This is a genomic window from Acinetobacter sp. YH16042, from assembly GCF_013417245.1.
In the GTDB taxonomy this organism is placed as follows: Bacteria; Pseudomonadota; Gammaproteobacteria; order Pseudomonadales; family Moraxellaceae; genus Acinetobacter; species Acinetobacter amyesii.
In genome coordinates, this window is record NZ_VPEJ01000012.1 from 65895 (window position 1) to 79815 (window position 13921).

Consider the following 13921-nt stretch of genomic DNA (forward strand, 5'->3'; position numbering starts at 1 on the left):
GACGATATTGTAAAACACAAGTCATTCATTATCATCTCTTGTGACATCAATACGATGACGTTGTAAGCTGCGTTGTAAATCAACACCTGTAGGTTTTTCACGGGCTTGCGCATCGCTTTCAAACAAATGTTCCAGTTCAGCTAAAGCGTTACGATGCGTTTCATAAATCTTTTGTTCATCGGTATAGATTTGCTGCTGTTGAGTCAGCAGTTTTTCATCATAATCACGGAACAATTCGATACTTTTATAGGCATCTTCATCGCTGATGCCTAAGTCGCACAGCATGTGATAGGCCATTCCTAAAGAGGATAAATAGGTTTCACGCCAAATATGCTCAATCCCTAAATCACGCAGCAGATGCACCTGATGACGGTCACGTGCGCGGACCAATAATTTTAACTGAGGGTAATTTAGACGAATATGACGCGCCACGTTCATTGAGTCTTCAATATCATCTATGGCAAGGACGAACACTTTGGCATGCTCAATGCCCGCAGCGCGTAAAATATCTGGTTGTGTGGCATCGCCATAATACAGATGACCACCATAATTACGTACGAAATCGACTTTGTCTAAGTTGCTATCAATGGCGGTAAAAGACAAATGCTGTAAATGCGCCACACGAGCAATGATTTGTCCAAAACGTCCAAAGCCCGCAATAATCACAGGATTATGTTCATCCGGAATGTCGTCATATTCGGGGATGGTTTTTGGATTAAAACGTGGCAAAATTTGTGATTGTATTAACCAGTACAACATAGGGGTCAACACCATCGACAAAGTGACGATGAGGGTTAATGGCTCCAAAATGGCTTGCTGTACGACATTTTCACTTTTCGCCACACTAAAGACCACAAAGGCAAATTCACCGCCTTGAGCCAAACAGGTCGCCAGTAAAATACTGTTGCGCCATGAATTTTTAAGATAACGCGCAATCGCCGTAAGTGACGCCATTTTGATGAGCATCAGTGCCAATGCACCACCGATAATGAACCATGGCATTTCAACAAACAACGACAGTTCTGTGGTCATGCCCACGGTCATAAAGAACAAACCAAGTAAAAGCCCTTTAAACGGAGCAATACTGGCTTCGAGTTCATGGCGGAATTCCGAGTCTGCCAATAGCACGCCGGTCAGAAATGCTCCGAGTGTGGTACTGATGCCCAGTACATCCATCAACACCACGACACCCAGCACAATAAATAAGCCAACAGCAGTGATCAGTTCATGCGCGCCACTTTTCGCGACGAAACGGAAAAAAGGCCGCATTAAGTATCGACTAAATAAAAATAAGCCTGAAAAAGTTGCAATGATTGCAGCGAAATAGGCGATTCCGTGATGTGATGATTCTGTTCCTGCGAGCAGGGGGATGACTGCAATCAGGGGAATTGCGGCCATATCTTGAAACAGCAAAATCGAAAAGGATTGTTGCCCATAGGTGGTGTTTAATTGCTGTTTTTCACTCAGCATCTGCAAGACAAAGGCAGTAGAGGAGAGTGCCAGAGCGAAACCGATAACGATACTGGCTGCAATGCCTTGTTGTAAGGCAAAAAAACTGCCTAGCGCTAAAAGCAGACCGGTCAGACCGACTTGTAAACTGCCCATGCCGAAAATAGAACTACGCATACTCCATAGCCGCTGTGGACGCAGTTCGAGGCCGATCAGGAACATCAGTAAGATCACGCCAAACTCAGCGAGCTCTTGGATCGCTTCGGGATCACTGGCAATGTTAAAGACATCGGGGCCGAGCAAAATACCAGTGAACAGATATCCCAAAACCGTTGCAATACCAAAGCGCTTGAGCAAAGGGACAAGCAATAAGGATGCGCCAAGGAAAATTGTGATCTGTAACAGTAGTGACATTTACTCGTCCTAGAGTTGTATTTTTGGTCGAAAGTTGCAATTCAGTATGACTGATATTTTCAGACTGAATTGTACGCGTTTAACTGAGTTCCTGTGGGTCTATATCGAGGCTCAATTTCATATTTGATGGCTTGTTATGCAAGATGTTTTGCCACCAATAACGCAGATAATAATGTAAGCGCGCACGATCTGTAGACAGTAAAACCATGTGGGATTGATAACGTCCCGCTTTGCGCTCCATCGGGGCAGGAATCGGCCCCCAAATGTCAATAATTCCAGCAGAGTCCTGACGCAGCAATTGGGCATGTTGCTGTAAAAATTCAGTATTGAGTTCTTGGTTTTTGGACTCACAGCGCACCAATGCGGCATAGCGAAACGGTGGCATTTGTGCCATTTCCCGTTCTTTCATGGTTTCTTTGGCAAATTTTCGATAGTCCTCATTGACCAAGATATTCAAAAGCGGATGGTCGGGTCTTAGGGTTTGTAAAAACACATCGCCTTTACGTTCACCACGGCCGGCACGCCCAGTGACTTGTACAATGAGCTGTGCAGTACGCTCGATGGCACGGAAGTCCACACTCAGTAGACCTGAATCGATATCTAAAATCGCCACCAAGGTGACGTAAGGGAAATGATGTCCTTTGGCCAGCATTTGTGTACCGAGTAAAATGGCAGGTTCGCTTTTTTGAATCTTGTCATAGATTTTTTGCCAACTGCCGACCCGACTGGTGGAATCACGATCGACCCGTATAACGTCATGCTGCGGAAATAGCTCATTTAGGCTTTCTTCAACCTTCGCTGTACCCATACCCACGGATTTCAGTTCTTGGTGATTACACTGTGGACAATGCTCTGGCATACGGTGAATGGTGCCGCAGTGGTGACAATGTAGGTGTTGATAGGGTGTGCGGTGTACCGTGAAATTGGCATCACAGTGCGGACATTTGGCCTGCCATGCACAGCTTTCACAAATTAAAACTGGGGCATATCCACGACGGTTTAAAAACACTAACACCTGTTCTTTTTTTTCAAGGCGCTTACGGATTTCACCAATTAATAATTGGCTAATTCCATGCTGTTTCTGTGCCACTTTCAAATCAAGGATGTGCATTTTCGGCATGACTGCGGTGCCCGCACGTTGGTTCAATTCCAGTACGGTCATTTTGCCTTGTTTCGCCAGTGCATAACACTCGATACTAGGCGTGGCAGAACCTAAAATTACAGGGCATTGTTCCAGATGCCCACGGTAAAGTGCGACATCCCGAGCGTGATAGCGAAAGCCTTCTTGTTGTTTAAAGGACAGATCATGCTCTTCATCAATCACAATTAAACCTAGATTCGGCAGTGGGGTATAAATCGCAGAACGCGTGCCTAAGATAATAGACGCCTTGCCCGTTTGCGCCGCTTGCCAAGCTTGCATACGTTTTGAATCGTTCAACCCCGAATGTAGTAGGGCAATATTGCAATGAAAACGTGATTGGAAACGGCTAATGGTCTGTGGGGTGAGTCCAATTTCAGGTACCAAAACCAAGACCTGTTTGCCTTGCTTAAGAACCTCTTGCATGATTTGTAAATAGACTTCGGTTTTACCGCTGCCGGTCAGACCATCAAGTAAAAATGCCTGATATTGATTACGCGCCTTTAACACCCGATCAATGGCTTTCTTTTGCTCAGGATTTGCAATGAGTGGCATTTGCGCCATGCTTATGGGCATTGGGCTAAAGTCCTGTTCCGCCAAGACACATTGGCAGATGCCTTTTTTCTCTAATGCTTTGAGTGTCGCAGTTTCCACACCTGCCAAATTAAGTAAATTTTCCCCAGTTCCAGTTGGGTGTAATTTTAAAATTTTATAGGCTTCTTGCTGTCGTTCCGAGCGCTTAATTTTGTCATCGGCATGGAGGTCGAGGAGATTCCATGTACGTGCCAATAAATTATAGGGTTTCCCTTGGCGTAACAGCGTTGGAAGGGCACTTTGCATCACTTCGCCAATCGGAAATTGGTAATACTGTGCAGACCATGTCAATAAATTTAAAACTTTCTCATCTAAAATGGCGCGATCATCAAGTAGTTCAGTAATGGCCTTGAGTTTAAAGCTTGAATCGAGTGGTGCATCGGGTGCAATTTTTTCCACGATGATACCGGTCAAATTTTGCCGACCAAAAGATACAGCAACGCGTGCACCTACTTCAGCTTTTTGGTATTGCTCTTGGCTTAAGCTGTAATCGAAGCAGTCGTATAAATATACCGGAACGGCGACTCGAACGCGGTAAATAGGTGTTGCAATGCTCGCTGAATTTGCCATAAAACGTGGATAAGTTCCTGATTAAATTTCGTCGTGATCGTAAAGGAGTTGTGTTAGAGTGAGCTCATATTTTATATCTAAGAATATGAATGATTTTGATGGTCAGACGCAACTGCGCTGATAGAAATTTTGGAAAATTAGAGCATTACAATGCCTGCATATCAGTTTACTGCCATAGACGCTTCAGGGAAGCAGCAGAAGGGTGTACTTGAGGGTGATTCTGCGCGTCAAATTCGTCAACAGCTCAGAGATCAGTCACTCATTCCAGTTGCTGTCGATCCGATTGAGCAAAAAGACAAACACGCGCAGCAGCGCTGGTTTCAAAAAGGGCTGAATGCCTATGACTTGGCTTTATTAACTCGCCAACTTTCAGTTTTGGTTGCCGCTGCGATTCCATTAGAAGAAGCGATTCGTGCTGTGGGAAAACAAAACGAAAAAGCCCATGTGCAAAACCTGTTGATGTCGGTGCGCTCTAAAGTTTTGGAAGGACATTCTTTAGCCAACGCACTACAACAAGCGGGACGTTTTCCTGAACTGTATATTGCCACGATTGCAGCAGGTGAGCGTTCAGGCCATCTCGATCTCATTCTCGACCAACTTGCCGATTACACCGAAAATCGCTTTGCCATGCAAAAGAAAGTGCAGGGTGCGATGATTTATCCGATCATCCTGATGTTAATGTCTTTCGGGATTGTGATGGGACTCATGACCTATGTGGTCCCAGATATTGTCAAAACCTTTGATCAAAGCAAAGATGCCTTGCCGTGGATAACGGTCGCTTTAATGAAAGCCAGTGATTTTATTCGAATGGCCTGGCCATTTTTATTGGTCGGTAGCGTAGTCTCGATTTTTCTCTTGGTTCGATTCCTCAGAACAGCAGCGGGACATTATGCGTTTGACCGTTTGACCTTGAAATTACCGTTATTTTCAAAACTGTCTAAAGGCATTAATGCCGCTCGTTTTGCCAGTACCTTGTCGATTTTAACCAAGTCTGGCGTGCCTTTGGTCGATGCTTTAAAAATTGGCGCAGCGGTCAGTAATAATTGGGTGATTCGAGATTCGGTCAACCTTGCGGCAGAGAAAGTAACAGAAGGTGGTAATTTAGCAACACAGCTTGAGCGAAGTGGTTATTTCCCACCGATGATGGTACAAATGATCAAAAGTGGTGAAAGTTCAGGCGAATTAGACCGGATGCTAGAACGTGCGTCGACGATGCAAGACCGAGAAGTGACGACCTTAATTTCAACTTTATTGGCGTTGCTTGAACCGCTGATGTTGGTATTTATGGCGAGCATTGTACTGGTGATCGTGATTGCTGTGATGCTGCCAATCGTGAATATGAATAATATGATTTAAAACATTCGAACAATGATGTGAACAGAGATTTGTAACATGCAAGTGAAGACAAAAAATATGAAGCAACAGGGTTTTACTTTAATTGAAGTGATGGTGGTCATTGTCATTTTAGGTGTTTTGGCAGCGCTGATTGTACCGAACGTGATGGGCCGTGGTGAAAAAGCCAAAGTTGATACCACAGCGATTACTTTAAAAAGTGTCGCTGGCTCATTAGATCAATACAAAATGGACAATGGTAAATTCCCTTCAATGCAAGACGGCGGATTAAATGCTTTGGTCACTAAACCTGAGTCTGCTAAAAACTGGTTACCAGGTGGCTACATCAAAGGTGGCTATCCAAAAGACAGTTGGGACAATGACATCCAATATGTGATTCCAGGTTCTGAAGGCCGCCCTTATGATCTTTATTCATTTGGTGCGGATGGTCAGTCTGGCGGTGAAGAAAATGATGCCGATATTTACTATAAACACTAACTGAGAATAATTATAAATTCAGTTTTAATGGAATTAATCACTTCACTTAATAGGGTGTTTCAATATTGAGTGAAGTGATAATAAATCTTAATTATAAAATTAATATTAAGTTATTGAATTTAATTTAAATTACATAATGCAAAATATGTGATATTTATAATAAAAATTATTCCCAATTTTATTGATTACAATAATCGCAAAATATGAATAAATATAGGCTTTTCATTTAAATAAAACCGCGCATAATATCTTTTATGGTACTTTTTTAGCCATGGAGGATAGTATGAAAGCATTAATATTAACGGATGAAATTAACCAATTTCATTGGTCTATGCTGAAATCTGTTCTTTTGATTTTAAGTATTCTGCCGATCAGTCAAGGCATTGTGTATTTATGGCAAAGCACTGAGGGCAGTAGCCAAATTATGGTGGGCTTCTTTGCCATGAGCTTAATGAGTTCATTACTGGCTTTAAGTTTTTGGTCTGCATTAAAAGCGACTGTGGCAAATTTAAAACAAGAACATGCATCTGCAATCGAACAAATGGTTGTTCGTCTTTATCGATATATTCCAATGGTATCTTTAGCTGCCATGCTTTCCTATTTAGTTACGCAGTTATAACCCCAAAATTAAACTTTCCAAACTGGAGCTTGTTCCAGTTTTTTTATGTCTCGTGCAAATGAACAGTTAGCCTAGATCAAAGCGTACATTAATGTGATACGTGTTCTAAGATGACCTTGCTTTGTCTGTTTTGACGCATCGAATGTCTGCTTCACATATCGTCAGCCTGAATGAAATTTTTATAATGCTTAGATATCAGATCTTAGATAGTCAGATGAAGTACAACAAAGAAAAGCAAGAGGAAAAGATGCAACAGATCGATTGGCAAGATTTTTTGAAAGTTGAATTACGTGTGGGGAAAATTGTACAGGCGGAAGTCTTTGAGCAAGCACGTAAACCTGCGTACATTCTTTATGTGGATTTTGGAGAGGAACTGGGCATTAAAAAATCCAGTGCGCAAATTACACAGCTATATCAGCCGGAAAATCTATTGGGAAAATTGGTCGTTGCCGTCGTGAATTTTCCAAAAAAACAAATTGGTCCAATCCAGTCAGAGTGTTTGGTCACAGGTTTTCATAATGCAGAGGGGCATGTTGCTCTTTGTGTGCCTGATGCAGAGATTCCCCTAGGCACTAAGTTACTTTGAAAAAGTAAGGTGAGCTGGCACCCTGAAAGTTGATCAATAAAAAACCGAGCTTTGGCTCGGTTTTTTGATCTTTTGTAGCGGAATTAACGGCGTGATTTAAAAGAAATATCAACTTTACGCGGGCGATAAATCCAACCGAGAACCAATAACAAGAATGAGAAAATCAACACAGGCCAATCACTTAAGCGAGTGTAAAGTGTTTCGCCTTGCATGGCAGGTAAATCACCACGCAGTACTGCATCTTTATCCATCGGTGCCTGTTTCACAATGTGACCATTATGATCAATAAAGGCGGTAATACCTGTATTGGTTGCACGAATAAACCAACGGCCATTTTCTTTGGCACGCATTTGAACCATTTGTAGGTGCTGATGTGGGCTCGCTGTTCCAGTAAACCAAGCGTCATTGGAAATAGTCACCAAATAGTCACTTTGACTGGCATTACGGCGCGTTAAGTTGGGATAAGCCACTTCATAGCAAATCGCTGCACCTAAATCATGACCTTTAACATTCAAAGGCTTTTGGTTGTTTGCACCACGTGAAAAGCCACTCATCGACGGGTCATTTTGTAGGGCAGGCAGTACCCAACTTAACATCCCTGAAAGCGGAATGTATTCACCAAAGGGAACTAGACGTTGCTTCTTGTATAAACCAGAAGATTCATCACCAGTTGCCATGATGGTGTTGTAATACATAGGGTGTTGGTTTTGCTGTGATTCTGCCAGATCCCAATAGGGAATACCTGTCACCCAAGCCGTACCTGTTTTATTGGCTTGGACTTTCATCGCATCCAAAAACGGCTCTATATCGGTTTGGAACATTGGAATGGAGGATTCTGGCCAAACAATGACATCACGGCCCCATTCGGTCCGACTTAATGACGCATATTTCATTAAGGTTTGAGCTTGGTATTCTGTTAACCATTTTAAATCTTGTGGAATATTGCCTTGAATTAAGGAAACACTCAGCGGTTTTTCATTTTTAGGCTGAACAAATTGCAATTGCGCTGCACCCCATGCACCGAGCAAAACAAGGGCAGAGGGAACAATCCAAAAGATGCGTTTACGCAGGATTTCAACCAAGGCGCAGGCCAATACAATGACCGCAAAAGATACTCCAAAGATCCCGAATAATGGCGCATAGCCATCGAGGAATCGTTCAGTAAATGCATAACCTGCAAACAGCCATGGAAAACCGGTAAAGACCCAAGTTTTACTCCACTCGAAAAACACCCACAGTGGCGCAAAGGTCAGTGGGGTTTCTGGAAAGAAGCGGCGGTAGAGCCAACTCTGAACTGCGGTAAACAGCCCCATCACAATCGCCATAATGGCAATCATCAAAACACTCAGTGCTGAATTGGTATCACCATAGACATGGATCGAGGTATAGAGCCAAAAAGCCCCAACAAACCATAAGCCAAAGCCATACGCTAGACCAATGAAAAACGATTGTTTAGGTGCACGTTGACTTAGGCAGGCATACAGAATGGCTGGAGATAAAATTGCCAACCACCAATAATGATAAGGTGCCAGCGACAAGCTGAAGATGGCACCTGAAAATAATGCAATCAGCAAAGGATAGATGAAAGGTAGCTGTTTTTTTTGTTGTGAGTGGTTTAGCAGCTTATCAAAGTAGGTTCTCATTTACGGACAGCTCGGATCAGATGAATAGTACGTGCATCTGCCTCCAAAATGGTAAATTCCCAGTTTTCAAGTTCAATCACTTGACCTTGTAAATCACTGACCAAGCCCATTTCTTGTAGCAGTAAGCCGCCCACAGTTTCTACTTCATCATCTGAAAAATCAGCATCTAAAAGATTGTTAAAGTGTTCAATTGGTGTAAGTGCTTGAACCAACCATGTATTTGCACTTAACGGGTCTTCATCTGGAATGATAAATTGAGCTTCTTCATCAACTTTGTCGTGTTCATCTTCAATTTCACCCACAATTTCTTCAAGAATGTCTTCTAAAGTCACTAAGCCTGAAGTTGTGCCATATTCATCAATCACAACAGCGATATGGGTTTGGGTATTTTTCAACATACGTAAAACTTGGTCAGAACGCGCGCTCTCAGGTACAAATAAGGGTTGGCGCATTAATGCACGAATATCGACTTTGGTGGTCGGTTCTGTCAAAAATGGCAACAAATCTTTGGCCAATAAAATACCGACGACATTGTCTGGCTGGTCTGAAGAAAAGACAGGGAAACGTGAGTGTGCAGATTCAACAAGTACATGCAAAATATCTAATAACTCATCATCTTCTTGTAAGCTGATCATCGCAGTACGGGGGGTCATGACCTCGCGGATTTTAGTTGCAGGTAAGTCGAGTACCCCTTCGAGCATGGCAACTGTATCGGGTTCTAAGAAGCGACGTGAATCTTGTACCAATTTCAACAGTTCGTCACGGGTTTCTGGTGCAGTGCCCAGCCATTTACGTAAGCCGCGCATGCCCCACGACGGGCCGGATTCCTCTTGCATGATCTTTCCTAAAGACTCTTAATATCTAATAAATGATGATTTTATCATACCGTAGAAAATACAGTTGTCTATTGTTAATGTTGATCTAGATGATGAGCGATCAAGTCATTTTAAGACGTTATCATCTGCATTTTTCAAGCTAACATTCGGTCGTTAGGATTATGCTAAAATAGCCCTAGATTTTAATACTGAGTTTTCTAATGTCTGAGCCTTCTGTGCCCCCATCAATTCAATTAAACACCCGTGGCTTACGTTGCCCTGAGCCTGTGATGATGTTGCATCAAGCCATTCGTAAATCAAAATCGGGTGATATTGTTGAGGTTTTTGCAACAGATAATTCGACCTCTTGGGATATTCCGAAATTTTGTATGCATTTAGGTCATGAGCTTTTGCTTCAAGAAGAACGTCTTGATGAAAATGGAAATAAAGAATTCCATTATTTGGTTCAGAAAGGTTAATTTAAGAGATTGTAAAAAATAATAATTATTAAGATGTTACATTTTTATTAATAAAATAGGCTGGTCAAGTCTGATGGCTAGCCTATATCATTCGCAGCATAATTATACAAAGTTTAAAAAACAGACTTTTAAAATGTTAAATTCGATTGCTCTTATACTTGAAAAATTAGGCTTATCCGCCCAAAAACGTGCCATTCATGTGCAATTTTCCAATCCTGCGTTGAATGAAGAGCTTTTTATTCAACGTATTGATGGGGAGCATGTCTTAAACCAAGGCCTGCAAGCGACTTTGATTTGCCTATCTACGAATGCACTTATTCCACTAAAACAATTTATTGGCGTACAAGTCGCCGTTGATCAAGTGACCGATCAGGGCGAACTCTTCCGCACCACGGGTATTATTACCGAAGCCACCCAAGGCCAGAGTGACGGTTCACTCACGCTGTATAAACTCACTTTAGAAGATGCAACATCGCTGTGGCATAAACGCAGGAACAGCCGTGTGTTTATGAACAAATCGGTGCGCGAAGTCAGTGAGACTCTCTTTAAAGAATGGCAAAGCAAAAGTCCGCTCTTTGCTGCCAGTCTAACGCTAGATCTAAGCGGTTTAAGTCAGAACTATGATGTACGACCTTTCATCATGCAGTCGAATGAAAGCGATTATGACTTTTTAACGCGTCTTTGGCGTAGTGAAGGCATTAATTGGCTCATCGATGAAGCGCAGCTGAAAGTGCCACCTTCCTCAGCCCCAATTGAAAAACAAAAACTCCGCCTGATTGATGACAATAGCCAATATCAAGCACTCAGCCGTCGTAGTATCCGCTTTCATCGTTCTAGTGCCACTGAAAAACAAGACAGCATCACCAGTTTGATCGGTGAACGTAGCATTCAACCGACTGCGGTCCATGTACAGCGCTGGCAAGCCGATGGACTCAGCCAAGAAGAAGGCGCAGGTTCAGTTCAAAGTAAACATCAGCATAGCCAAAGCCAAGACAATGCCAGCTTAAGTCTAGAGCAAGCATGGCATGTCAGCCCTGCATGGATGCAAGACTTAAAAGGCGAAGACCAAGCTACCGCTTCATCCAATAGCCAAATTGAAAAACTGAATCAAAACCTAACGCGCTATCACGAGCTACAATCGAAAAAATTCAATGCACAATCGACTGTGCGTGATACACAAGTCGGTTATTGGTTTGAATTGAATGAACACCCAGAAATTGATCAACACAGTGGTGCAGACAAACAATTTTTAATCACAGAAAAGAAATTCTATAACCAAAATAACTTACCCAAAGACCTTACTGAACAAGTCAATCAACTGATTGAACAAAGTCAGTGGAACATTAAACCGATCCATGAACAGGCCGAGCGTCAGGCCAATCAGCTCACATTACAACGCCGCAATATTGCGACGGTTCCTGCATATAACCCACTCGAACACCGTCCAAGCACCCATCCGCAACGGGCTAAAGTCGTTGGGCCAAGTGGTGAAGAAATACATGTCGATGAATGGGGGCGTATCAAAGTCCGCTTTTTATTTACCCGTGGTGATGATCACAGCCATGATGGTGGTGCAGGCAGTAATGACAATGATATGGATTCTGCATGGGTCGATGTGCTTACACCATGGGCCGGTGAAGGCTATGGCGCACGCTTCTTGCCACGCATTAATGAAATCGTGGTCATCGATTTCTTTGACGGTAATATCGACCGACCATTTGTGGTGGGACGTATACATGAAGCACAGCGCAGTCCGACCCAATTTGATAGTAAAGGCAAACTGCCAGACACCAAAAAACTGGCTGGAATAAAAAGTAAGGAAGTCCAAGGTGAAGGCTTTGGACAACTGCGCTTTGATGACACGACTGGACAAATCTCAACACAATTACAAAGTACCCATGGCGCCACTCAGCTCAACCTAGGGAACCTCAGTCATCCCAAAGAAACCGCAGAAAGTGAGGGAAGAGGCGAAGGTTTTGAACTGAGAACCGACCAATGGGGCGCGGTGCGTGCAGGTCAAGGGTTATTGGTTAGTACACACCCACAACAACAAGCAGCAGCAATGCACCTCGACGCACAAGCTGCAAAAGATCAAATCGAAGCCAACTTAAACAGCAGTAAAGCTTTAAGTGAAGTGGCGAAAAATCAACAAACTGACCCACTTGAAGTCTTGGATAATTTAAAAAACTTCCTTCGGCAAATCGAAAAAGGCAGTAAAGAAAAGGCGGATGCCTTTAAACAAGCCTTAATGATTTTATCTGCACCAAACTCAATTGCTGTGAGTAGTCAGGAAGATATTCATCTTTCAGCGGATGGGCAGATCAGCCAAAGTGCAGGCGATAGCATCAACCTTAGCAGTCAAAAATCCTTGATTGCCCATGCACAAAGCAAGATCAGTCTATTTGCAGCACAAGAAGGTTTACGCGCGTATGCAGGCAAAGGCAAAGTTGAAATCCAAGCCCAAGGAGATGGGGCGGATCTGATTGCACGAAAAGGTATTCAAATTATTTCCACGGAAGATAAAGTTGAAATCAAAGCAAGCAAAAAAATTGTTTTAGTTGCTGGTGGTAGTCAGATTGAAATTAGTAGTGCGGGTATATTGCCTACTACTAGCGGTAAGTTTGAGGTGAAGGCAGGGCAGCATAAGTTTGTGGGGCCTCAACAAGTAAATGTTCCAATCACAACCTTGCCAAATGAACTGAAAAGCTTCAGTCAACAAATTAAGGTCATAGATCATACTCAAAAAATAATGCCAAATGAAAAATATGTGATTGTAAAACCAAATGGAGAATACTTGGCTGGAATAAGTGACATTAACGCAATGACAAAACGTATTTTTACTCAGCAGAAGGAAAAATTAAGAATTTTGGTTGGTCAAGATGCTGAAGATTTTTTAAAGGATAATAATTAAATGAGTCAAATGGTTGATACACAAGAAGGAAAGCCTGAAACTGAAATTAAAATTGATAATTATTCTTTGTTGGTTGGATTTGAAGCAAATTTAGCAGAAATAGCTTTTGTTGAACGCAAAGTAGGTATTTTAAAAAATAAAGTTGAAAAAGTTCAAATTTTGCAAGGGGAGGGTAGTGATTATGGCCATGCTTTCTTTTACATAACCAAAAATAATGTTGTGGAGGCCTTTTTTAGTTTTGGCCCAACAGAAGAGTTGGGAGATATAGAATATAAAAAAGGTGAAGAAGAGATAGACGGAAATGAAAAAATTTATGCAAATGGATACGTAAATAAAAGGCCAAGTACAACTTCTTATTTAATTTATGAAGTTGTTCAAATATTTAAAATAAATATCACGGAAAAAAAATTTCATAAAATTAAACAAAAAGTAGCAAAAGTTGAAGCGGCAGTGCTTAAAGGAAAACCTTATAATGTAATTTTGAATGATACCTGTGCTGAAGAAGCAGAAGATATTTTAGATGATGTCATTGATGACTTGCCAAATGGAAAAGGATACATTGAAATTGATGGAAAAATTCCCCCTTTTAGGGTGGTAAATCCATATATGTGGTGTAGTCAATTTTATAAAAAATATGGAGATAATGCTTACATTTATCCTGAATATCCCGAGGATGGTAAAGGTGTCGATTTATTTGATGCTGATGGTGAGCATGATTTCAGTGTATCATCGTGGAAGTTGGAAAATGGTCAACTTGATCCTTTGTTTGAGAATGGCTATTACGAAAATTAATTTCAAATCATACTTGTAAGGGATATGGAATGCGTATTTTTTTACTAGTAATCGTATGGGTAAGTACTAGTTTTTTCGGCT

11 protein-coding genes are annotated in these 13921 nt (G+C 42.0%); 7 read left to right on the plus strand and 4 right to left on the minus strand.

The window, feature by feature from the left end; genetic code table 11:
• Nucleotides 1-21: 21 nt before the first annotated feature.
• Both FTV37_RS10175 and FTV37_RS10180 read right to left on the minus strand, forming a co-directional pair.
• The gene (locus FTV37_RS10175; RefSeq protein ID WP_180063771.1) at nucleotides 22-1863 is read right to left on the minus strand and encodes a monovalent cation:proton antiporter-2 (CPA2) family protein; all 1842 of its coding nucleotides are present in this window, start codon (nucleotides 1861-1863) and stop codon (nucleotides 22-24) included.
• Between the two features lie 79 nt (nucleotides 1864-1942).
• Complete coding sequence (locus tag FTV37_RS10180) at nucleotides 1943-4165, minus strand: primosomal protein N' (protein ID WP_180063772.1); 2223 nt, start codon at nucleotides 4163-4165, stop codon at nucleotides 1943-1945.
• Between the two features lie 150 nt (nucleotides 4166-4315).
• On the opposite strand from FTV37_RS10180, the gene gspF reads away from it, so the two are divergent.
• The 4 genes from gspF to FTV37_RS10200 all read left to right on the plus strand — a co-directional run bounded on the left by gspF (nucleotide 4316) and on the right by FTV37_RS10200 (nucleotide 7200).
• Nucleotides 4316-5521, plus strand: coding sequence for a type II secretion system inner membrane protein GspF (gene gspF, locus FTV37_RS10185; RefSeq protein ID WP_078189785.1), 1206 nt, complete (start codon nucleotides 4316-4318; stop codon nucleotides 5519-5521).
• 36 nt (nucleotides 5522-5557) lie between these two features.
• A complete protein-coding gene (gspG, locus tag FTV37_RS10190; RefSeq protein WP_078189784.1) occupies nucleotides 5558-5995 on the plus strand; it encodes a type II secretion system major pseudopilin GspG in 438 nt (145 codons plus the stop codon).
• Between the two features lie 283 nt (nucleotides 5996-6278).
• Nucleotides 6279-6614 (plus strand): hypothetical protein, encoded by a 336-nt coding sequence (locus FTV37_RS10195; RefSeq protein WP_180063773.1) that lies wholly within the window; start codon nucleotides 6279-6281, stop codon nucleotides 6612-6614.
• Between the two features lie 247 nt (nucleotides 6615-6861).
• Nucleotides 6862-7200: a tRNA-binding protein gene (locus tag FTV37_RS10200; RefSeq protein WP_180007254.1), complete on the plus strand. Its 339-nt coding sequence runs from the start codon at nucleotides 6862-6864 to the stop codon at nucleotides 7198-7200.
• 83 nt (nucleotides 7201-7283) lie between these two features.
• Here the strand turns inward: FTV37_RS10200 and lnt are convergent, their stop codons facing one another.
• Both lnt and FTV37_RS10210 read right to left on the minus strand, forming a co-directional pair.
• Nucleotides 7284-8843, minus strand: a complete 1560-nt coding sequence (lnt, locus tag FTV37_RS10205; protein ID WP_180002894.1) for an apolipoprotein N-acyltransferase — start codon at nucleotides 8841-8843, stop codon at nucleotides 7284-7286.
• Nucleotides 8840-9679, minus strand: a complete 840-nt coding sequence (locus FTV37_RS10210; RefSeq protein ID WP_078189781.1) for an HlyC/CorC family transporter — start codon at nucleotides 9677-9679, stop codon at nucleotides 8840-8842. Before FTV37_RS10210 ends, lnt begins: the two co-directional genes overlap by 4 nt.
• 200 nt (nucleotides 9680-9879) lie before the next feature.
• Between FTV37_RS10210 and tusA the strand changes: the two genes are divergently transcribed.
• The 3 genes from tusA (at nucleotide 9880) to FTV37_RS10225 (ending at nucleotide 13840) form a co-directional block, all read left to right on the plus strand.
• Complete coding sequence (gene tusA / locus FTV37_RS10215) at nucleotides 9880-10137, plus strand: sulfurtransferase TusA (protein ID WP_078189780.1); 258 nt, start codon at nucleotides 9880-9882, stop codon at nucleotides 10135-10137.
• Nucleotides 10138-10270: 133 nt separating this feature from the next.
• Nucleotides 10271-13048 (plus strand): type VI secretion system Vgr family protein, encoded by a 2778-nt coding sequence (locus tag FTV37_RS10220; RefSeq protein ID WP_180063774.1) that lies wholly within the window; start codon nucleotides 10271-10273, stop codon nucleotides 13046-13048.
• Entirely contained in the window at nucleotides 13049-13840 is a 792-nt protein-coding gene (locus FTV37_RS10225; RefSeq protein ID WP_180002896.1) for a hypothetical protein, read from the plus strand.
• Nucleotides 13841-13921: the final 81 nt, after the last annotated feature.

Coding starts and splice junctions, on each gene's coding strand:
- FTV37_RS10200 (WP_180007254.1), top strand. CDS start 6,862: ATGCAACAGATCGATTGGCAAGATTTTTTGAAAGTTGAATTACGTGTG.
- gspF (WP_078189785.1), top strand. CDS start 4,316: ATGCCTGCATATCAGTTTACTGCCATAGACGCTTCAGGGAAGCAGCAG.
- FTV37_RS10180 (WP_180063772.1), bottom strand. CDS start 4,165: ATGGCAAATTCAGCGAGCATTGCAACACCTATTTACCGCGTTCGAGTC.
- FTV37_RS10195 (WP_180063773.1), top strand. CDS start 6,279: ATGAAAGCATTAATATTAACGGATGAAATTAACCAATTTCATTGGTCT.
- lnt (WP_180002894.1), bottom strand. CDS start 8,843: ATGAGAACCTACTTTGATAAGCTGCTAAACCACTCACAACAAAAAAAA.
- FTV37_RS10210 (WP_078189781.1), bottom strand. CDS start 9,679: ATGCAAGAGGAATCCGGCCCGTCGTGGGGCATGCGCGGCTTACGTAAA.
- FTV37_RS10225 (WP_180002896.1), top strand. CDS start 13,049: ATGAGTCAAATGGTTGATACACAAGAAGGAAAGCCTGAAACTGAAATT.
- gspG (WP_078189784.1), top strand. CDS start 5,558: ATGCAAGTGAAGACAAAAAATATGAAGCAACAGGGTTTTACTTTAATT.
- FTV37_RS10220 (WP_180063774.1), top strand. CDS start 10,271: ATGTTAAATTCGATTGCTCTTATACTTGAAAAATTAGGCTTATCCGCC.
- tusA (WP_078189780.1), top strand. CDS start 9,880: ATGTCTGAGCCTTCTGTGCCCCCATCAATTCAATTAAACACCCGTGGC.
- FTV37_RS10175 (WP_180063771.1), bottom strand. CDS start 1,863: ATGTCACTACTGTTACAGATCACAATTTTCCTTGGCGCATCCTTATTG.